This window comes from Streptomyces flavovariabilis (assembly GCF_000725785.1).
Lineage (GTDB): Bacteria > Actinomycetota > Actinomycetes > Streptomycetales > Streptomycetaceae > Streptomyces > Streptomyces hawaiiensis.
Window position 1 is genome coordinate 155,962 of sequence record NZ_JNXD01000001.1, and the last position, 18,697, is coordinate 174,658.

At 72.3% G+C, this 18,697-nt stretch carries 16 protein-coding genes and 1 pseudogene; 12 read left to right on the top strand and 5 right to left on the bottom strand.

All coding sequences use genetic code 11. The features are described from left to right. Window positions 1-134 precede the first annotated feature (134 nt). Together IO24_RS0100670 and IO24_RS45080 are read right to left on the bottom strand one after the other, a co-directional pair. On the bottom strand, window positions 135-374 hold the full coding sequence (locus IO24_RS0100670) for a heavy-metal-associated domain-containing protein (protein ID WP_031130601.1): 240 nt from the start codon (window positions 372-374) through the stop codon (window positions 135-137). A gap of 84 nt (window positions 375-458) precedes the next feature. Beyond that, complete coding sequence (locus IO24_RS45080; RefSeq protein WP_157851228.1) at window positions 459-620, bottom strand: hypothetical protein; 162 nt, start codon at window positions 618-620, stop codon at window positions 459-461. On the opposite strand from IO24_RS45080, the gene IO24_RS0100680 reads away from it, so the two are divergent. Further along, window positions 619-1,662 (top strand): zinc-dependent alcohol dehydrogenase family protein, encoded by a 1,044-nt coding sequence (locus IO24_RS0100680; protein ID WP_031130603.1) that lies wholly within the window; start codon window positions 619-621, stop codon window positions 1,660-1,662. The genes IO24_RS45080 and IO24_RS0100680 overlap by 2 nt on opposite strands. A gap of 84 nt (window positions 1,663-1,746) precedes the next feature. Here IO24_RS0100680 and IO24_RS0100685 read toward each other — a convergent pair whose 3' ends face one another. Next, window positions 1,747-1,947 carry a helix-turn-helix transcriptional regulator gene (locus IO24_RS0100685; protein ID WP_031130605.1) on the bottom strand — a complete coding sequence of 67 codons (201 nt, stop codon included), beginning with the start codon at window positions 1,945-1,947 and terminating at the stop codon, window positions 1,747-1,749. Window positions 1,948-2,381: 434 nt separating this feature from the next. Here IO24_RS0100685 and iolC point away from each other — a divergent pair, with 434 nt between their 5' ends. The 11 genes and pseudogenes from iolC (at window position 2,382) to IO24_RS0100735 (ending at window position 15,942) form a co-directional block, all read left to right on the top strand. Next, entirely contained in the window at window positions 2,382-3,332 is a 951-nt protein-coding gene (gene iolC, locus IO24_RS0100690) for a 5-dehydro-2-deoxygluconokinase (RefSeq protein WP_031130607.1), read from the top strand. After that, window positions 3,329-4,210 (top strand): Cgl0159 family (beta/alpha)8-fold protein, encoded by an 882-nt coding sequence (locus IO24_RS0100695; RefSeq protein WP_031130609.1) that lies wholly within the window; start codon window positions 3,329-3,331, stop codon window positions 4,208-4,210. Before iolC ends, IO24_RS0100695 begins: the two co-directional genes overlap by 4 nt. Window positions 4,211-4,274: 64 nt before the next feature. Continuing rightward, window positions 4,275-4,418: pseudogene (locus IO24_RS46170) on the top strand (5-deoxy-glucuronate isomerase); the annotation flags it as partial. A 32-nt stretch (window positions 4,419-4,450) separates the two neighbouring features. Beyond that, complete coding sequence (iolD, locus tag IO24_RS0100700) at window positions 4,451-6,334, top strand: 3D-(3,5/4)-trihydroxycyclohexane-1,2-dione acylhydrolase (decyclizing) (protein WP_031130611.1); 1,884 nt, start codon at window positions 4,451-4,453, stop codon at window positions 6,332-6,334. A gap of 14 nt (window positions 6,335-6,348) precedes the next feature. Then, window positions 6,349-7,851 (top strand): CoA-acylating methylmalonate-semialdehyde dehydrogenase, encoded by a 1,503-nt coding sequence (gene mmsA, locus IO24_RS0100705; protein WP_031130612.1) that lies wholly within the window; start codon window positions 6,349-6,351, stop codon window positions 7,849-7,851. Window positions 7,852-8,054: 203 nt separating this feature from the next. Next, window positions 8,055-9,458: an APC family permease gene (locus tag IO24_RS0100710; RefSeq protein WP_031130613.1), complete on the top strand. Its 1,404-nt coding sequence runs from the start codon at window positions 8,055-8,057 to the stop codon at window positions 9,456-9,458. 182 nt (window positions 9,459-9,640) lie between these two features. Then, window positions 9,641-12,298 carry a CocE/NonD family hydrolase gene (locus IO24_RS0100715; RefSeq protein WP_031130615.1) on the top strand — a complete coding sequence of 886 codons (2,658 nt, stop codon included), beginning with the start codon at window positions 9,641-9,643 and terminating at the stop codon, window positions 12,296-12,298. Then, a complete protein-coding gene (locus IO24_RS0100720; protein WP_031130617.1) occupies window positions 12,295-13,161 on the top strand; it encodes an ABC transporter permease in 867 nt (288 codons plus the stop codon). Before IO24_RS0100715 ends, IO24_RS0100720 begins: the two co-directional genes overlap by 4 nt. 160 nt (window positions 13,162-13,321) lie before the next feature. Further along, window positions 13,322-14,836: a vWA domain-containing protein gene (locus IO24_RS0100725; protein WP_031130619.1), complete on the top strand. Its 1,515-nt coding sequence runs from the start codon at window positions 13,322-13,324 to the stop codon at window positions 14,834-14,836. A 120-nt stretch (window positions 14,837-14,956) separates the two neighbouring features. After that, on the top strand, window positions 14,957-15,082 hold the full coding sequence (locus tag IO24_RS47075) for a hypothetical protein (RefSeq protein WP_267886805.1): 126 nt from the start codon (window positions 14,957-14,959) through the stop codon (window positions 15,080-15,082). Between the two features lie 155 nt (window positions 15,083-15,237). Continuing rightward, the gene (locus tag IO24_RS0100735) at window positions 15,238-15,942 is read left to right on the top strand and encodes a chaplin (RefSeq protein ID WP_031130621.1); all 705 of its coding nucleotides are present in this window, start codon (window positions 15,238-15,240) and stop codon (window positions 15,940-15,942) included. Window positions 15,943-16,149: 207 nt separating this feature from the next. Here IO24_RS0100735 and IO24_RS0100740 read toward each other — a convergent pair whose 3' ends face one another. Together IO24_RS0100740 and IO24_RS0100745 are read right to left on the bottom strand one after the other, a co-directional pair. After that, window positions 16,150-17,418 carry an NAD(P)-binding domain-containing protein gene (locus IO24_RS0100740; RefSeq protein ID WP_031130623.1) on the bottom strand — a complete coding sequence of 423 codons (1,269 nt, stop codon included), beginning with the start codon at window positions 17,416-17,418 and terminating at the stop codon, window positions 16,150-16,152. After that, entirely contained in the window at window positions 17,418-18,674 is a 1,257-nt protein-coding gene (locus IO24_RS0100745; protein WP_031130625.1) for a carboxylate--amine ligase, read from the bottom strand. Before IO24_RS0100745 ends, IO24_RS0100740 begins: the two co-directional genes overlap by 1 nt. Window positions 18,675-18,697 lie beyond the last annotated feature (23 nt).

Consider the following 18,697-nt stretch of genomic DNA (forward strand, 5'->3'; position numbering starts at 1 on the left):
CGGAACGGGCCGTACGGGCCGGGGCGACGGCCGTACGGCCCGTACACGGGTACGAGTGCCAGGACCGGCGCGTCTCAGACCTGCCCGGCCGCCGGACTGGTCTCAAACCCGCCCGGCCGCCGGACTCGGGTGGCTCAGGCCCGGCCGGCCAGTTCGAAGCCGGCCTCGTCCACGGCGGCGCGTACGGCCTCGTCGTCGAGCGGGACAGCGGAGACGACGGTGACCTCGCCGGTCTTGGCGACGGCCGTCACCGAGCTCACGCCGGAGAGCTGGGAGATCTCGCCGGAGACCGCGCCCTCGCAGTGTCCGCAGCTCATGCCGCTCACCTTGAAGACGGTGGTGACGGGGCCCGTGGTGTCGGTCTGGGCGGTCATGTCGTTACTCCTCGTCGAGGCGTGTGGGGCTGTGGGGTCCGCTGGGGGCCCGCACAACCAACTGTACCCCTAGGGGGTATCAGTTCACGACGTCCGAGTGAGCGGTTCCAGGCAGCACAGGAGGGTGCCCTCCAGCTCCTGGACGTACGCCTCCCGCTCGTCGCCCGCATGGGCCAGGATCAGCTCCGGGCCGGCCTGGTGGACAGGGCGGTGGTCGCAGGTGGCACGAGAGGCGGGTGGGTCCATGCGGGCCGTGGTGTTCGAGCGGTACGGAGAGGCGGCCGAGGTGCGGGACGTCGCGGACCCGGAGCCCGCGGAGCACGGTGTCGTCGTGCGGGTCGAGGCCACCGGGCTGTGCCGCAGCGACTGGCACGGCTGGCAGGGCCACGACCCGGGCATCGCACTGCCGCACGTGCCCGGGCACGAACTCGCCGGGACTGTCGAGGCGGTGGGCGCCCGGGTGACCGGGTGGCGGCCCGGCGACCGGGTCACCGTGCCGTTCATCTGCGCCTGCGGCACCTGCCCGTCCTGTGCTGCGGGCGACCAGCAGGTGTGCGAGCGCCAGACCCAGCCCGGCTTCACCCACTGGGGATCCTTCGCGCAGTACGTGGCGCTGGACCATGCCGACGTGAACCTCGTGGCGGTGCCCGGCGAGTTGTCCTTCGCGACGGCGGCCTCGCTCGGCTGCCGGTTCGCCACGGCGTACCGGGCGGTGGTGCAGCAGGGCCGGGTGGCGGCGGGGGAGTTCGTCGCGGTGCACGGCTGCGGCGGGGTCGGGCTCTCTGCCGTGATGATCGCGGCCGCGTCGGGCGCGCGGGTCGTGGCGGTCGACGTGTCGGAACGAGCCCTGGAGCTGGCGCGGAAGTTCGGCGCGGCGCAGTGCCTGGACGCCACGTCCGTGCCGGACACCGCGGCCGCGGTCCGCGAGCTGACCGGCGGCGGTGCTCATCTCTCCCTCGACGCCCTGGGCTCACCCGGCACATGCGCCGCTTCCGTGAACGGCCTGCGGCGCCGCGGCCGGCACGTCCAGGTCGGCCTGCTGCCCTCGCCGACCGGCACGACACCCGTGCCGATGGCCCGCGCGATCGCCCTGGAACTCGAACTCCTCGGCAGCCACGGCATGGCCGCGCACAGCTATCCGCCGATGCTGGAGCTGGTCCGCAGCGGCGTCCTGCGCCCCGACCTGCTGGTGACGTCGACGATCGCGCTGGACGAGGTCCCGTCCGCGCTGGCGGCGATGGGGGCGGCGCCGGGAGCGGGGGCGACGGTCGTCGAGCCCTGGCGCTGACGCCCCGGCGGACGGAGCCGGCGCCCCCGGAGGCGACGGTGCCCCGCACGGAGGCGGGGTGGAGGCCGAGGCGGGGGGACGGCGTCAGTCGGCTCTTCGGCCGCGGTTGCCGGGCCTGGAGGCGACCCAGGCCCGGACGGTGTCGGCGTACCAGTAGGGCTTGCCGCTCTCGACATGGTCGGGCGGGGGCAGCAGCCCGTGTTTGCGGTAGGACCGCACGGTGTCCGGCTGCACCCGGATGTGCGCCGCGATCTCCTTGTAGGACCAGAGCCTTCGGTCGGTCATGACGTGCACCTCCCCGCGCACACCACGGCGGCGGCCGTGGACGGCCGTCCGGGGGAGCCGGGCGCTGCGCTGGCGATCAACAAGCCTGTGTCCGGTCCAACGACGCCCGGTGGCACAGGGCAGGGCCTGTGCGCCGGGTGTGACGGAAGACCCGCCTGCACGCGACATGTGTGACAGGAAGGGTGCGTTTGTGACACACCCGGGGCAAAGGCGCACGCCGGAGTTCGGCGGGGTGCCTTGACCCGGGCCCGGTCGGCAGCCGTCCGGAGAGGCGGGGCGAGGAGTGGAGCCGAAGACTACGGAACTGTGAGGACGCGGACGTAGACATGCGGAAAGCGCTGTCATGATCTGGTCCGAATGTCCGGACAAAACATTGACAGGGCTTCGCGAGGGGGCTACAAAGCCGGGGAGAGCCGAGCATCGAGGGGACACCGATGGCGTACGACCTGATCACCATGGGGCGGATCGGAGTGGATCTGTATCCGCTCCAGACGGGCGTCCCGCTGCCGCAGGTCACCTCCTTCGGCAAGTTTCTCGGCGGCTCCGCGAGCAACGTCGCGGTCGCGGCGGCCCGCCTGGGACGGCAGGCGGCGGTGATCACCCGCACCGGCGACGACCCCTTCGGCACCTACCTCCACGAGGCCCTGAAGGGTTTCGGCGTGGACGACCGCTGGGTCACCCCGGTGCCCGGCCTGCCCACCCCGGTCACCTTCTGCGAGGTCTTCCCGCCGGACGACTTCCCGCTGTACTTCTACCGGCAGCCCAAGGCCCCCGACCTGGAGATCGAGGCCCACGAGCTCGACCTCGACGCCATCCGCGACGCCCGCGTCTTCTGGGTCACGGGCACGGGCCTGAGCGAGGAACCGAGCCGTACGGCGACCCTCGCGGCGCTCGCCCACCGGGCCAGGGCGGGCACGACGGTCTTCGACCTCGACTGGCGCCCGATGTTCTGGACCGACCCCGGCGCGGCCCGCCCCTTCTACACGGAGGCCCTGCGCCACACCACCGTCGCGGTCGGCAACCTCGACGAGGTGGAGGTCGCCACCGGCGTGCGCGAACCCCACGCCGCCGCCCGCGCCCTGCTGGACGCCGGTGTCGAGCTGGCCGTCGTCAAGCAGGGCCCCAAGGGCGTCCTCGCGGTGAACAGCGCCGGCGAGAGCGCCGAGGTCCCGCCGCTGCCGGTGAACGTCCTCAACGGCCTCGGTGCCGGCGACGCCTTCGGCGGCTGTCTCGTCCACGGCCTGCTGGCCGGCTGGGACCTGGAGAAGACCATGCGGCACGCCAACGCCGCCGGTGCCATCGTCGCCTCCCGTCTGGAGTGCTCCTCCGCGATGCCCACGCCGGACGAGATCGAGGCGGCCGTCACCGCGGGAGCCGTCCGGTGACCGTCGACGTCCTTGAACTCGTCCGCCTGCGCAGCCACCGCCCGGAGGCGATCGCCGAGGCCGCCGCCCGCCGCCCCCGCCGGCCGCTGCTGAACGACAACGGCCGCCTGATGGTCGTCGCCGCCGACCACCCGGCCCGCGGCGCCCTCGGCGTCGGCGGCCACAGCACGGCCATGGCCAACCGCGCCGACCTCCTCGAACGCCTCTGCCTGGCCCTGTCCCGCCCGGGCGTGGACGGCGTCCTCGCCACCGCCGACATCCTCGACGACCTGCTCCTGCTCGGCGCCCTCGACGGCAAGGTCGTCCTCGGCTCCATGAACCGCGGCGGCCTCCAGGGCGCGCGCTTCGAACTCGACGACCGCTTCACCGGCCACCGCCCCGAGGACATCGAGCGCCTGGGCTTCGACGCGGGCAAGCTGCTGCTGCGCATCGACTACGACGACCCCGGCTCGCTCACCACCCTGGAGTCCACCGCCCGCGCCGTCGACGCCATGGCGGCCCGCAAGCTCCCCGTCTTCGTCGAGCCGTTCATCAGCCGCCGTGACGAGCAGGGCCGGCTGCGCAACGACCTCTCCGCCGAGGCCGTCACCAAGTCCATCGCCATCGCCTCGGGCCTCGGCGGCAGTTCCGCCTACACCTGGCTGAAGGTCCCGGTCACCGACAACCCCGACGACATGGCCGAGGTCATGGCGACCTCCACGCTGCCCGCCGTGCTGCTCGGCGGGGAGGTCGGCGACGACCAGGACGGGGCGTACGAGAAGTGGCGCGGGGCCCTGCAACTGCCCACCGTGTGCGGGCTGGTGGTCGGCCGTTCGCTGCTGTACCCGGTGGACGGCGACGTGACCGCCGCCGTGGACACCGCCGTCGGACTGCTGTGAGGGCCGCCCCATGACCACCCACACCTTCACCACGGGCGACAGCACACCAGACCACGAGTTCCCTCTCCCGGGCACGTCCCGGGCCCAGATCGCCTCCGGCGCGGGAAGCCGCTTTGCTTTGGCAGGAGCGAAGTGCGAGCGACAACTCCCCGCCCGCTACGGCCCCGCGCCGGAGGTCTCCGACATGAACGCTCGCCGCGGCCGTTGCGTACCGGTGATCACCCCCAGGGAGGGATACCGATGACCTCGACGACGAGGCTGACGGCCGCACAGGCGCTCGTGCGCTTCCTGTCCGCCCAGTACACCGAACGCGACGGCGTCCGGCAGCGGCTCATCGGCGCCACCTGGGGCATCTTCGGCCACGGCAACGTCGCCGGCCTCGGCCAGGCGCTCCTGGAGTACGCCGAGGAGATGCCGTACCACCAGGGCCGCAACGAGCAGGCCATGGTGCACGCGGCAGTCGGCTACGCCCGCCAGTCGGGCCGCCTGTCCACGCACGCGGTGACGACCTCCATCGGCCCGGGCGCGACCAACCTCGTCACCGGCGCCGCCCTCGCGACCATCAACCACCTGCCGGTGCTGCTCCTGCCCGGCGACATCTTCGCCGCCCGCCCCGCCGACCCGGTCCTGCAACAGCTCGAAGTCCCGTACGCGGGCGACGTGTCGGTCAACGACTGCCTGCGCCCGGTCTCGAAGTACTTCGACCGGATCACGCGCCCGGAAGCCCTGATCCCGTCGGCGCTCAACGCGATGCGCGTCCTCACCGACCCCGTCGAGACCGGCGCCGTCACCCTCGCCCTGCCCCAGGACGTGCAGGCCGAGGCGTACGACTGGCCCGAGGAGTTCTTCGCCGAGCGCGTCTGGACCGTACGGCGTCCCGGCGCCGACCCGACGGAACTGGCCGAGGCCGTGAAGGCGATCCGGGCCGCCCGGCGGCCCCTGGTCATCGCGGGCGGCGGCGTCCACCACAGCCGCGCCGAGGAGGCCCTCGCCGAGTTCGCCGGGACCACCGGCATCCCGGTCGCCTCCACCCAGGCCGGCAAGGGCTCCCTGCGTCACGACCACCCCCAGGACGTCGGCGGCGTCGGCCACACGGGCACCGCCACCGCGAACGAACTCGCCCGCACCGCCGACCTGGTGATCGGCGTCGGCACCCGCTACACCGACTTCACCACCGCCTCCGGCACCCTCTTCTCGAACCCGGACGTCCGGTTCCTGAACCTCAACATCGCCCCCTTCGACGGCCACAAGCTCGCCGGCCGGCCCCTGATCGCGGATGCCCGCAGCGGCCTGGGGGAGCTCACGGACGCCCTCCGCCTGCACGCGTACCGGGTCGCCGGCACCTACGCCACCGAGTACACCGAGGACAAGGAGCGCTGGGAGCAGCGCGTCGACGCCTGCTACGAGGTGGACGAACCGGACACCCGCCCGACCCAGCCCCAGGTCCTCGGCGCCCTGGACGAACTCGCCGACGAGTCCGACATCCTGATCAACGCCGCCGGCTCCCTCCCCGGCGACCTGCACAAACTGTGGCGTACGCGCTCGCCCGACCAGTACCACCTGGAGTACGGCTACTCCTGCATGGGCTACGAGATCCCCGCAGCCATCGGCGTCAAGATGGCCGCCCCGGACCGGCCCGTGTGGGCGCTGGTCGGTGACGGCACGTATCTGATGATGCCCACGGAGATCGTCACGGCCGTGCAGGAAGGCATCGCGATCAAGGTCCTGCTCATCCAGAACCACGGCTACGCCTCCATCGGAGGCCTGTCGGAGTCGGTGGGCGGCGAGCGGTTCGCCACCGCCTACCGCTACCCGTCCGAGGACGGCTCGTACACCGGGCCGCCGCTGCCCGTCGACCTCGCCGCCAACGCGGCCAGCCTCGGCATGCGCGTGCTGCGCGCGAAGACCGTACGGGACCTGCGGGAGGCCCTCGCCGAGGCCCGGGCCGCCGACACGCCCACATGTGTCTACGTGGAGACCCAAACGGCAGACACAGTGTCGGGCGCGCCTCCCGCCCAGGCCTGGTGGGATGTACCCGTGGCCGAGACCGCGACACGGCCGTCCGCGGTCAAGGCACGTGAGCTGTACGAACGGCACGTCTCCACCCGACGCCGCCATCTGTGAAGGAGTTCCCGGCCATGACGAAGATCGTCAACCACTGGATCGGCGGCAAGACCGTCGAAGGCGCCTCGGGCACGCACGGGCCGGTGACCAACCCGGCGACCGGCGAGGTGACGACGAAGGTCGCGTTCGCCTCGGTCGACGAGGTGGACGCGGCGGTCGCCGCCGCCAAGGAGGCCTACCTGACCTGGGGCCAGTCCTCGCTGGCCCAGCGCACCTCGATCCTGTTCAAGTTCCGCGCGCTGCTGGACGCCAACCGGGACGCGATCGCCGAACTGATCACCGCCGAGCACGGCAAGGTGCACAGCGACGCCCTCGGCGAGGTGGCCCGCGGCCTGGAGATCGTCGACCTGGCCTGCGGCATCAGCGTCCAGCTGAAGGGCGAGCTGTCCACGCAGGTCGCCAGCAGCGTCGACGTCTCCTCGATCCGCCAGCCGCTGGGCGTGGTCGCGGGCATCACCCCGTTCAACTTCCCGGCGATGGTGCCGATGTGGATGTTCCCCATCGCCATCGCGTGCGGCAACACCTTCGTCCTCAAGCCGTCCGAGAAGGACCCGTCGGCCTCCCTCAAGATCGCCGAGCTGCTGGCGGAGGCGGGCCTGCCGGACGGCGTCTTCAACGTCGTCCACGGCGACAAGGTGGCCGTCGACCGCCTCCTGGAGCACCCGGACGTCAAGGCCGTCTCATTCGTCGGCTCGACCCCGATCGCCCGCTACATCCACACCACGGCCTCCGCCAACGGCAAGCGCGTCCAGGCCCTCGGCGGCGCCAAGAACCACATGCTGGTCCTGCCCGACGCCGACCTCGACGCGGCCGCCGACGCCGCCGTGTCGGCCGCCTACGGCTCCGCCGGCGAGCGCTGCATGGCCATCTCCGCGGTCGTCGCCGTCGGCTCGATCGGCGACGAACTGGTGGAGAAGATCCGCGAGCGCGCCGAGAAGATCAAGATCGGCCCCGGCGACGACCCCACGTCCGAGATGGGCCCGCTCATCACCAGGGTCCACCGCGACAAGGTCGCCTCCTACGTCGAGGGCGCGGCGGCCGAGGGCTGCGAGGTCGTCCTGGACGGCACCGGCCACACCGTCGACGGCTTCGAGGACGGCCACTGGATCGGCATCTCGCTGCTCGACAAGGTGCCCACGTCCGCCAAGGCCTACCAGGACGAGATCTTCGGCCCGGTGCTGACCGTGCTGCGCACCGAGACCTACGAGGAGGCCCTGGAGCTGATCAACGCCTCTCCGTTCGGCAACGGCACCGCGATCTTCACGCGGGACGGCGGCGCGGCCCGCCGCTTCCAGCTGGAGGTCGAGGCCGGCATGGTCGGCGTGAACGTGCCGATCCCGGTCCCCGTCGGCTACCACTCCTTCGGCGGCTGGAAGGACTCGCTCTTCGGCGACCACCACATCTACGGCAACGACGGCACGCACTTCTACACCCGCGGCAAGGTCGTCACCACCCGCTGGCCGGACCCGGCCGACGCCCCCGCGGGCGTGGACCTGGGCTTCCCGCGCAACCACTGAGGCGAAGGCCGAGAGTTTTTTCCGGGGGCTCCCTGCGGTTACCGCAGGGAGCCCCCGCCCCGTTCCTGTTGACCTCCGCTTCCCAAAACGGCAGTGAAGGCATGGTTCTGCTGCGGATTTCGTAGGTAAACAGCCATTGACGTGCTGCTTTCGTCGGGGTGTGATGCTGCGCAGTTCACTGCCGAGCCGATGGGAACCGCCGCATGACCGACACGCTCCGCCCTGTCGAGACCACCGTCGCGCAGGCGCCGGACAGTCATCCCGGGAAGCTCAAGCGCTCCATCGGAGTCGTCGGCGGCACCCTCCTCACCCTCTCCTGCGTGACCCCCGCCTCCACCCTGTTCGTGGTCGTCCCCGACCTGTTCGGGTCGCTGGGAACCGCCACCGCCCTCACCATCGCCATCGGCTCGCTGCTCTGCGTCGCGGTGGCGTTCTGCTACTCGGAGCTGGGCACCCTCATCCCCAGCGCCGGCGGCGAGTACGCCATGGTCTCGACGATGGCCGGGCGGCTCGCGGGCTGGCTGGTGTTCGTCCTCTCCCTGCTGGTCGTCATGATCGTCCCGCCGGTCATCGCGATGGGCACGGCCGACTACCTCGCCCCCCTCGTCCACCTCGACCCGTCCTGGACCGGCGCCTCGGTGATGCTCCTCGCCACCCTCGCCGGCCTGCTCGACCTGCGCGCCAACGCCTGGATCACCGGGGTCTTCCTGGTCCTGGAGGTCATCGCGGCGGCCGTGGTGGCGGTCCTGGGCTTCACCCACGCCGAGCGCGGCCCCGGCAGCCTGGTCTCGATGCAGGTGGCGGGCCCGAACGGCGCCCCGGACACCGTCACGGCTCTCCTGGTCGTCTCCGGTCTCGCGATCGCCCTGTTCGTCACCCAGGGCTTCTCCACCGCGGTCTACCTCTCCGAGGAACTGGAGAACCCCCGCCGCTCGGTGGCCCGTACGGTCCTCGCCACGCTCGCCATCTCCACCGTGATCATCCTGGTCCCGGTCGCCGCCATCACCCTGGGCGCCCCGGACCTCGCCGCCCTGACCGGCGGGGACATCGGCACCATGGTCACGACCTGGTCCAACACGGCCGTCGGCACGTTCGTCAGCCTCTGCGTGGCCCTCGCGATCATCAACGCCGGGATCGTCATGGTCATCCAGAACTCCCGCGTCCTGTTCGCCTCGGCCCGCGACAAGGCGTGGCCGGAGCCGGTCAACGCCCTCTTCTCGCGCCTCGGCCGCTTCGGCTCCCCGTGGGTCTCCACCCTCGCGGTGGGCGTCCCCGGCGCGGCCCTGTGCTTCGTGGACCTGGACACCCTCTACGGCGTCACGGGCGTCTCGGTGACGGGCATGTACCTCCTGGTCGCGATCGCCGCCCTGCTGTCCCGCAGGGGAATCCACCAGCACACCCCGGCCTGGCGCATGCCCCTGTGGCCGGCCGCCCCGCTCCTCCTGATCGTGGTCCTGCTCCACATCCTGAGCCGGCAGGACGCGGCGTACCTCCTGTGGACGGGCGGCATCACAGCAGCGGCCACCCTGTACTGGGCGCTGTACCTGCGCCCGCGCAGGGAGACGCGCTGGCTGGTGTCCGTGCCGGAGGATGAGCAGGCCTCTTAGGGGCGCGGGGAACTGCGCGACAAGCCACAACGAACCCGCACCCGGCCAGGTACCGCTCCACCCGAGCTCGAATCCGTACAGCAACGGCGGTACGCCACGGACACGCGTACTCCTCTGGGAGGGGCTTCACTTAGGTCTCCGGTCGACAACTGTTCGACAGGTTCACCCCGTACCGTTGACGCATGGATCTTCGACTGCCCGGACTGAACGGGCTGCTTCGGCGGCCCCGGAGGCTGCTCGCCGCCGGGGCCGCCGTCGTCGTCCTCGCGGGCGCGGGAACGTGGACGGCCGTCGCCGACGACGAGACGCCCCCGGTCCACCGCGAAGACCGGGCCCTGCCCACGGGCGACGGTGTCCGCATCGACACCTCGTACTTCACCTCCCGAGGAGACGGCCGTCGCCCGGCCGTCCTGCTCGGGCACGGCTTCGGGGGCAGCAAGAACGACGTACGGCAGCAGGCCGAGGACCTCGCCCGGGACGGCTACGCGGTGCTGACCTGGTCGGCCCGCGGCTTCGGCAAGTCGAACGGGAAGATCGGCCTGAACGACCCCGAGGGCGAGGTCGCCGACGTCTCCAAGCTCATCGACTGGCTGGCGAAGCAGCCCCAGGTCGAGCTCGACAAGAAGGGCGACCCCCGCCTCGGCATGGCCGGCGGCTCCTACGGCGGCGCCATCGCCCTGCTCACCGCGGGCCACGACCCTCGCGTCGACGCCATCGCCCCGGCGATCACGTACTGGAACCTGGCCGACGCCCTCTTCCCGAACGGCGTGTTCAAGAAGCTCTGGGCCGGCATCTTCGTCAACTCCGGCGGCGGCTGCGAGAAGTTCGAGCCCGCGCTGTGCCGCATGTACGAGCGGGTCGCCGAGTCGGGCACACCGGACGCCGAGGCGCGCAAGCTGCTGGAGGAGCGTTCGCCGTCCGCGGTCGGCAAGGACATCAAGGTGCCGACGCTGCTCATGCAGGGGCAGTCCGACTCCCTCTTCCCGCTCGGCCAGGCCGACCGGGCGGCGAAGGCGATCCGCGCGAACGGCGCCCCGGTCGACGTCGACTGGATCGCCGGCGGCCACGACGGCGGCGACATGGAGACCGGCCGCGTCCAGGGCCGTGTGACGTCCTGGTTCGACCGCTACCTGAAGGACGACAAGGGCACCGACACCGGCCCCGCCTTCCGCGTGACCCGCACCCTCGGCACGGGCTCCGGCGACGGCGAACCCCGCCTGACCGGAGTGACCTCGGACCGCTACCCCGGTCTGGAGAGCAAGCAGCGCTCCATCGCCCTGGCCGGCCGCGAGCAGAGCTTCGACAACCCGCCCGGCGCCAGCCCGCCCGGTGTCTCCGCCCTGCCCGGCCTCGGCGGCGCCGGCGGCCTCAGCCAGCTCTCCACGCTCGGCATCGGCATATCGCTGGACTTCCCCGGCCAGTTCGCCGCGTTCGAGTCGGTGCCGCAGCGCGAGGACCTGCAGATCACCGGCTCGCCCACCGCCACCGTCCATGTGAAGTCCACCAGCGACGACGCCGTGCTCTTCGCCAAGCTCTACGACGTCGGCCCCGGGGGCGGCACCCAGCAGGTGCTGCCCTCCCAGCTCGTCACACCCATCCGGGTCGACGGCGCCAAGGCCGGCAAGGACGTCCGCATCACGCTCCCGGCGATCGACCACGAGATCGACGACGGCCACCGGCTGCGTCTGGTCCTCGCCTCGACCGACCTCGGCTACGCCTCCCCGACGGCCCCGGCGACGTACACCGTCTCCCTCGAGGGCGACCTGAAGGTCCCCTCGGCCCTCGGCCCGCGCGACACCCGGGCGGGGCTGCCCTCGTGGGTGTGGTGGCTGCCGCTCGCCGGCACCGGCATCGCCCTGGCACTGATCATCACGGGACGCCGCCGCACGGCCGCCCCCGCTCCGCCGGACCCCGAACTCGCCGGAGTCCCCCTCCAGATCACCGACCTGACCAAGCGCTACGCGAAGGCGTCGGACCGGTACGCCGTCAAGGACCTCTCCTTCCGCGTGGAGAAGGGCCAGGTCCTGGGCCTCCTCGGCCCCAACGGGGCGGGCAAGACGACCACTCTGCGCATGCTGATGGGCCTGATCAAGCCCGACGGCGGCGAGATCCGCGTCTTCGGCCACGCCATCGGCCCCGGCGCCCCGGTGCTCTCCCGGGTCGGCGCCTTCGTCGAGGGCGCGGGCTTCCTGCCGCACCTGTCCGGCCACGAGAACCTGGAGCTGTACTGGCGCGCCACCGGCCGCCCGGCCGAGGACGCGCACCTGGAGGAGGCCCTGGAGATCGCGGGACTGGGCGACGCGCTCGCCCGAGCGGTGCGCACCTACTCCCAGGGCATGCGCCAGCGCCTCGCCATCGCCCAGGCCATGCTCGGACTGCCGGACCTGCTCATCCTCGACGAACCGACCAACGGCCTCGACCCGCCCCAGATCCGCGAGATGCGCGAGGTGATGATCCGCTACGCCGCCGCCGGCCGCACGGTCATCGTCTCCAGCCACCTCCTCGCGGAGGTCGAGCAGACCTGCACCCACCTCGTGGTGATGGACCACGGCCGGCTCGTCAAGGCGGGCCCGGTCGAGGACATCGTCGGCTCGGGCGACACGCTCCTGGTGGGCACGGCCACGCCCGTGGACGAGCCCGTGCTGGAGAAGGTCACCGCCCTGCCGGGCGTGGCCTCCGCCGTGCGCGCCGAGGAGGGCCTCCTGGTCCAGCTCGACGCCGACGGCACCCCGCAGCGCCTGGTCGCCGACCTCGTACGGCTGGACGTGGCGGTGCGGTCGGTCGGACCCCACCGCCGCCTGGAGGACGCCTTCCTCACCCTGATCGGAGCCGAAGCATGAGCACGCTCGCCGAGCCGCCCGTCGAGGTCGCCGACGGCTACCGCGCGGGCCGCACCCTGCCCTTCCGCGTCGAGCTGGTCCGGCAGCTGAAGCGGCGCCGCACGATGGTCATGGGCGGCGTCCTGTTCGCCCTGCCGATCATCCTGCTCATCGCCTTCCAGGTCGGCGGCGACCCGGGCGGCAACAACAACCGCCTCAACCTCATGGACACGGCGACGGCATCCGGGGCCAACTTCGCCGCGGTCAACCTCTTCTCCGCCGCCGGCTTCCTGCTCGTCATCCCCGTCGCCCTGTTCTGCGGCGACACCGTCGCCTCGGAGGCCAGCTGGTCCTCCCTGCGCTACCTGCTCGCGGCCCCCGTGCCCCGGGCCCGGCTGCTGTGGTCCAAGCTCGCCGTCGGACTGAGCCTGAGCCTGGCCGCGATGGTCCTGCTCCCGATCGTCGCCCTCCTCGTGGGCACGGCCGCCTACGGCTGGGGCCCGCTCCAGCTGCCCACCGGCGGCACCCTGCCCACCGGCACGGCCGCCCAGCGCCTGCTCATCGTGGTCGTGTACATCATGGTGTCCCAACTGGTCACCGCCGCCCTCGCGTTCTGGCTGTCGACCCGGACGGACGCCCCGCTCGGCGCGGTCGGCGGCGCGGTGTTCCTCACCATCATCGGCAGCGTCCTGGACGAGGTGACGGCCCTCGGCGACTGGCGCCACTTCCTGCCCGCCCACTGGCAGTACGCCTGGCTCGACGCCGTCCGGCCCCAGCTGGAGTGGTCGGACATGATCCAGGGCACGTCGATCTCCGTGACCTACGCGCTCGTGCTGTTCGCCCTGGCCTTCCGCGGCTTCGCCCGCAAGGACGTCGTCTCCTAGGCCGACGGACAGGTCAACGGAGGGTCACCGACCGGTCTCGACGGGCGGTCCCCGTGGCCGCTTCGAGACGCTTCCGCAACGCCCCGTACCGCACGTTCGGGCCCCCTGCGCCGTCACAGTCGCAAGAAGCCGACGCCAACGGATGCAGGGGGTACGGACCATGGAGCGGTTCCGGACACGAAAAGCGCTGCTCGCGCTCACGGCCGCGAGCGGCCTGCTGCTCACCGCGTGCAGCGGGAGCGCCGACACCGGCGAGGGCAGCAAGGCCGCCGACCGCCACGGCCACAGCGGGAGCCGGCCCGCACCCGCCCAGAGCCAGGACGCCGACGAACGGTACGACCACCGGGAAGACCCCGGCCACCTCTCCACCTTCGCCCTCGACGTCGACACCGCCTCCTACGACTACGCCCGCCGCGCCCTCGCCGATGGCCGGCTGCCCGCCCCGTCCACGGTCCGCCCCGAGGAGTTCGTCAACAGCTTCCGTCAGGACTACGAACGCCCCGACGGCGACGGCTTCTCGGTCACCGTGGACGGCGCCCGCACCGACGACGAGGACTGGTCCCTGGTCCGCGTCGGCCTGGCCACCCGCACCGCGGAACGCACCGGCGAACGCCCGCCCGCCGCCCTCACGTTCGTCCTCGACGTCTCGGGCTCCATGGCCGAACCCGGCCGCCTGGACCTCGCCCAGGAGTCCCTCGCCGTGATGACGGACCGGCTGCGCGACGACGACTCGGTCGCGCTCGTCACCTTCAGCGACGAGGCCGAGACCGTCCTGCCCATGACCCGCCTCGACGGCAACCGCGACGAGATCCAGGACGCCATCTCCGACCTGGACACCCAGGACTCCACCAACCTCGGCGCCGGTGTGGAGACCGGCTACGAGACGGCCGTCGAGGGCCTGCGCGAGGGCGCCACCAACCGGGTCGTCCTCGTCTCCGACGCCCTCGCCAACACCGGCGACACCGACGCGGAGTCGATCCTCGAGCGGATCGCCGGCGAACGCCGCGAGCACGGCATCACCCTCTTCGGCGTCGGCGTCGGCAGCGACTACGGCGACGCCCTCATGGAGAACCTCGCCGACAAGGGCGACGGCCACACCGTCTACGTGTCCGACTCCGACGAGGCCCGCAGGGTCTTCTCCCAGCAGCTCCCGCGCAACATCGACCTGACCGCCCGCGACGCCAAGGCCCAGGTCGCCTTCGACCCCGAGACGGTCGAGGAGTTCCGGCTCGTCGGCTACGACAACCGGCGCGTCGCCGACGAGGACTTCCGCGACGACCGCGTCGACGGCGGCGAGATCGGCCCCGGCCACAGCGTCACCGCCCTGTACGCGGTCCGCACCAAGCCCGGTGCCCAGGGCCACCTCGCCACCGCCACCGTCCGCTGGCTCGACCCCGGCACCCGCGATCCGCACGAGGAGACCGGCGACCTGGAGACCGACGCCCTCCACGACTCCCTGCGTGCCGCCCCGAGCCGTTTCCAGGTCACCGCCGTGGCCGCCTACTTCGCCGACGCCCTCCGCTCGCGGGACGACGGCTACCACCGCCTTCCGGGAGCCCCGGCCGGCTTCACCGAACTCGCCGATCACGCCCGCGCGTTGTCCGGCACCACGGAGGACGGGGCAGTGCGCGAACTCGCCCAGGCCATCGAACGGGCGGACAGGCAACGGGATTGAACACCGCCCCGGACCTCCGGGACGGGACGCGGGCCAACCGGGTGAACCTGCGGAACCAATTCTCCTGCACCGGGTTGATGAGGCAGTAGAGCATGCGGCGCTACGAGAAAGGAACGCGCAGTGCTCAAGGAGGCAATGATCGCTGCGGCGGCCGCCGCTTCTGCCATCGACGTGCCGGTGACGGCCGCTGTCCCGGCGCTCGCCGGCGGACCGGCCGTCGCGCAGGGCAAAGGCGAGGAACGCTGAACCGGCTCCGCAGCCCTGTGCCGCGAGCCAGCATTCGACACGCCTGATTCCTGTTCAGCGCTGCGACCCGTTCATGCCGCCACACCGCCGGCCCCGGATGCGGCTTCCGCTCCGAGGTCGGCTGCCCCAATTCTTCAAGCAGGAGGACAACTGCAATGCGACAGACCCTGAGCAAGGGAGCGTTCGCGGCGGCCGCCGCCACGGGGATTCTGTCCCTGTACGGCAGCCCCGCCCTCGCTGACTCCGACGCGTCGGGAGTGGCGAAGGATTCCCCTGGTGTGCTGTCCGGGAACAGCGTGCAGGTGCCGGTCGACGTGCCGGTCAACCTGTGCGGCAACACCGTCAACGTGATCGCGGCGCTCAACACGGCGTTCGGCAACTCCTGCGGCAACATCTCGCACAAGTCGAAGGACCACGACGCGGGCGCGGACGCGTCAGCGGTCGTGAAGGGCTCCCCCGGTGTGCTGTCCGGGAACAACGTGCAGGTGCCGCTCGAGGTGCCCGTGAACGCTTGCGGCAACAACGTCGACGGGGGCGCGCTGTTGAACGACGCGCTCGACAACGACTGCGAGAACGGCTCGTACGGCGGCGGCGACGACAAGCCGTCGACGGACGAGGAGCGCACGCCCCCGGCCAAGGACCGCACCGTCCCGCACGACAGCGAGGGGCCGCGTACCACGCCCGCGGACAGCGAGGACTCGTCCCTCACCGAAGTGGCCGAGAAGGAGGAGGACGGCGCGCTGCCCCAGCTGGCCGAGACCGGCAGCGAGGCACTGGCGGCGGCATCGGCCGCCAGCGCCGTCCTGATCGCGGGCGGAGTGATGATGTACCGCCGCGGCCGCACCACCTCGTCCCGCTAGCTGTTCCCGAGGTGCCGTGGTGTCGGACGCACTCACTCCGGCACCGCACCTCCGGGACAGCATCACCCTCACCCCCCGTCGACCAAGGTCCGGGGGGTGTCGGCCGTTTCAGCACACCGACGTCCTCGACCGCCGTGCGGCACAGGGGCGGGCCGCTGACGACGCTGTCGCCGTCAGCGGCCCGCGGATCACCGTGTGGTTCCCCCGTCAGCGGTGTACCGGCGCCGGCGACTCGCTCCGGCTGCCGTCCACCGGAGCGGGGACGACGCCGCCCACCGGCATCGCCCCGAGCCGGCGGCGCACTCCCCTCACGAGGGTCGACGCGGTGAAGGACGCGCCCTGCACGAAGCGCATGGCCGGGCCGAAGCCGGAGGCCGTCACCAGGCCCGCGAGGAACAGGCCGGGGTAGGAGGACTCGAAGGTGCGCCCGACCTCCGGGGAGCCGTCCGGCAGTGCCGCCAGCGTTCCGCGCAACTCGGGGGAGAGCAGCGCGAGCCGGTCGCAACGCGCCCGGAACCCCGTGGCGGCGATGACGTGTTCGGTCTCCAGGCTGCGCAGGGCACCCGCGCGGCTCGCCGTGTCCAGCCGTACCCCGCCCGGCACCGCGCAGGCCGCGGTGACTTCATGGCCCGGCATGAGTTCCACCACGCCCTCCACCCGGTCCCGCACCCACCACGCGCCCGCCGGTCCCAGCGCCGTGGTCGCGATGCGTGCCCGGGTCGGCTCCGGCAGCCGCCGGAAGAGGTTCGGGCGCTCCGCGTAGAACCAGTTCCGCCAGCCGGGGCCGAGGCCGCTGTGGGGGGAGCGGGCCGACTGGTACCAGGGGCGCTCCCAGGGCGGCGGCACATCGTTCCACCGCAGCTGTTCCGCCCGTGCCAGCACACGGACACGCGTGCCCTGCTCGGCGAGCAGGGCCGCCGTCTCCAGGGCCGCCTGCCCGCCGCCGATCACCGTGACGTCCCGGTCGCGGAAGCGGTCGAGGTCGCTGTGGTGGCTGCTGTGCGTCACGAGGGCGGGGTGCAGTCCGCGCAGGGCTTGCGGTACCTCGACGAACGGCATCACACCGACCGCCAGGGCCACCGTCCGCGCCTGCACCTCCTCCCCGTCCTCGGTGACCGCCGTGAAACCGCCCGGCCCGGCCGCCACACGGGTCACCGTGCGCTCGTCCACCTCCGGCACGGCGTGCCGCGCGAACCACAGGCCGTACTCCGCGAACGCCTCGACCGGAATCGGCTTCGCATGACGTGCCGTCAGGCCGTGCTCCGCACAGTAGACGTCCAGACGCCACTGTCCGGCCGGGTCGGAAAGGTTGGACGCCCACGGTTCCGACTTCAGGAACATGCCGCGGGGCATGTTGTCCCGCCAGGACGCCATGGGCCGGCCGAACACGCGCAGGTTCAGCCCGGCGGCCGCGGCATGGGACGCGATCGACAGACCGTACGGGCCTGCGCCCACCACCAGAAGGTCGTACACCATCAACTGCTCGCTTTCTCGTTGTCGGTCAGGGAGGGCGAGGCTGCCCGGGGGATCAGCCGGGCCGCCGGCGCCGGCGCCGGCGGCGTACCAAGCCGCTCACGCAGCCGGCGGGACACGTGCCGGCACCACTGGGCCCACATGACCCGTCCGGGGGAGCGGTCGTCCGCGGCGTACCAGGCCAGTTCGCGCCCGCCCGGCGCCGCGCGCAGCGCCGCCAGCGGCGCGTAGTTCTCCACCACGAACGCCCGCCCGGCCATCGGGGTCCCGGCCGGCAGTGAACGACCCGTCAGATCCAGGTGCAGGGCCCGCACGACGTCCAGGCCCGCGCTGTCCGCGAAGAGCCGGAACTGGGCGCCGGCGCGCGGGTTGAAGTCGAGCAGGTGGTAGCGACCCGTCGTTCCGCAGCGGCGGAAGTCGAGGTCGAAGATGCCCCGGTAGCCCAGCTCGCCGGTGAGGCGCTCGGCCAGCGCCTGCACCTGGGCGTTGGGCGTCCAGCAGCCCACCGCGGTCAGCCCCGCCCCCCGTGGCCAGGCCAGTTGCTTGCGGCCCGGCCCGCCCGCGCGCACGCCGCCCGAGTGGTCGGCGTAGCCGTGGAAGAACCAGTCCCGGTCGGGGCCCGGTGGCAGGTAGGCCTGGAGCAGCAGCCTGCTGCCCGCTTCCTCGGTGCGCAGGAACAGCTCCCGGGCCTGCTGTACGGACCGCACCAGCACGGTGCTGCGCAGCCCGCTGCCGGCCGGCAGCAGCCAGGGCCGGCTCCACTTCGCCACCACCGGCAGCCCGAGCCGCAGCATGGCGTCGGCTACCTCAGCCGGACTGTCCGGGACCAGCGTCTCCGGGTGCGGGACGTCGGCGGCCGCGCACACGGCGGCCAGTTCCGCCTTGTCTGCGACGCGCTCGGCCAGGGTGCTCGGCATCGCCGGCAGAAGGTAGGAGGGCGCGAGGTCGCCTCGCATCCGGCCCACGGCGATCGCGCTCGCGTCGTCCATCGGGACCAGGACGGCGGGCCGCGCGATCCGGTCGGCCACGCGGCGCAGCACGGCGAGAATTTCCTCCGGGGACGCTCCCGGGAGCGGCGGGGAATGCGTATGGCGTAGGAAACATGACGCGCCGACGGGACTTCCCGTGGTATCCGCGACGAGGTGTACCTCCACTCCCGCCCTGCCGAGCGAACGCACGGCCCCCAGCGTTCCGTGGTGAAAAGGGTTCCGGTCGATCCGCAGCACAACAGCGGGGACGCGGATGTCAAGCAGCGACACGAATTCTCTCTTTCCTTTCGATC

What these genes read in the sequence shown, in the direction of transcription:
- IO24_RS0100670 (WP_031130601.1), bottom strand. Translation starts at nt 374, where the DNA reads ATGACCGCCCAGACCGACACCACGGGCCCCGTCACCACCGTCTTCAAG.
- IO24_RS0100680 (WP_031130603.1), top strand. Translation starts at nt 619, where the DNA reads ATGCGGGCCGTGGTGTTCGAGCGGTACGGAGAGGCGGCCGAGGTGCGG.
- IO24_RS45080 (WP_157851228.1), bottom strand. Translation starts at nt 620, where the DNA reads ATGGACCCACCCGCCTCTCGTGCCACCTGCGACCACCGCCCTGTCCAC.
- IO24_RS0100685 (WP_031130605.1), bottom strand. Translation starts at nt 1,947, where the DNA reads ATGACCGACCGAAGGCTCTGGTCCTACAAGGAGATCGCGGCGCACATC.
- iolC (WP_031130607.1), top strand. Translation starts at nt 2,382, where the DNA reads ATGGCGTACGACCTGATCACCATGGGGCGGATCGGAGTGGATCTGTAT.
- iolD (WP_031130611.1), top strand. Translation starts at nt 4,451, where the DNA reads ATGACCTCGACGACGAGGCTGACGGCCGCACAGGCGCTCGTGCGCTTC.
- mmsA (WP_031130612.1), top strand. Translation starts at nt 6,349, where the DNA reads ATGACGAAGATCGTCAACCACTGGATCGGCGGCAAGACCGTCGAAGGC.
- IO24_RS0100710 (WP_031130613.1), top strand. Translation starts at nt 8,055, where the DNA reads ATGACCGACACGCTCCGCCCTGTCGAGACCACCGTCGCGCAGGCGCCG.
- IO24_RS0100715 (WP_031130615.1), top strand. Translation starts at nt 9,641, where the DNA reads ATGGATCTTCGACTGCCCGGACTGAACGGGCTGCTTCGGCGGCCCCGG.
- IO24_RS0100720 (WP_031130617.1), top strand. Translation starts at nt 12,295, where the DNA reads ATGAGCACGCTCGCCGAGCCGCCCGTCGAGGTCGCCGACGGCTACCGC.
- IO24_RS0100725 (WP_031130619.1), top strand. Translation starts at nt 13,322, where the DNA reads ATGGAGCGGTTCCGGACACGAAAAGCGCTGCTCGCGCTCACGGCCGCG.
- IO24_RS0100735 (WP_031130621.1), top strand. Translation starts at nt 15,238, where the DNA reads ATGCGACAGACCCTGAGCAAGGGAGCGTTCGCGGCGGCCGCCGCCACG.
- IO24_RS0100740 (WP_031130623.1), bottom strand. Translation starts at nt 17,418, where the DNA reads ATGGTGTACGACCTTCTGGTGGTGGGCGCAGGCCCGTACGGTCTGTCG.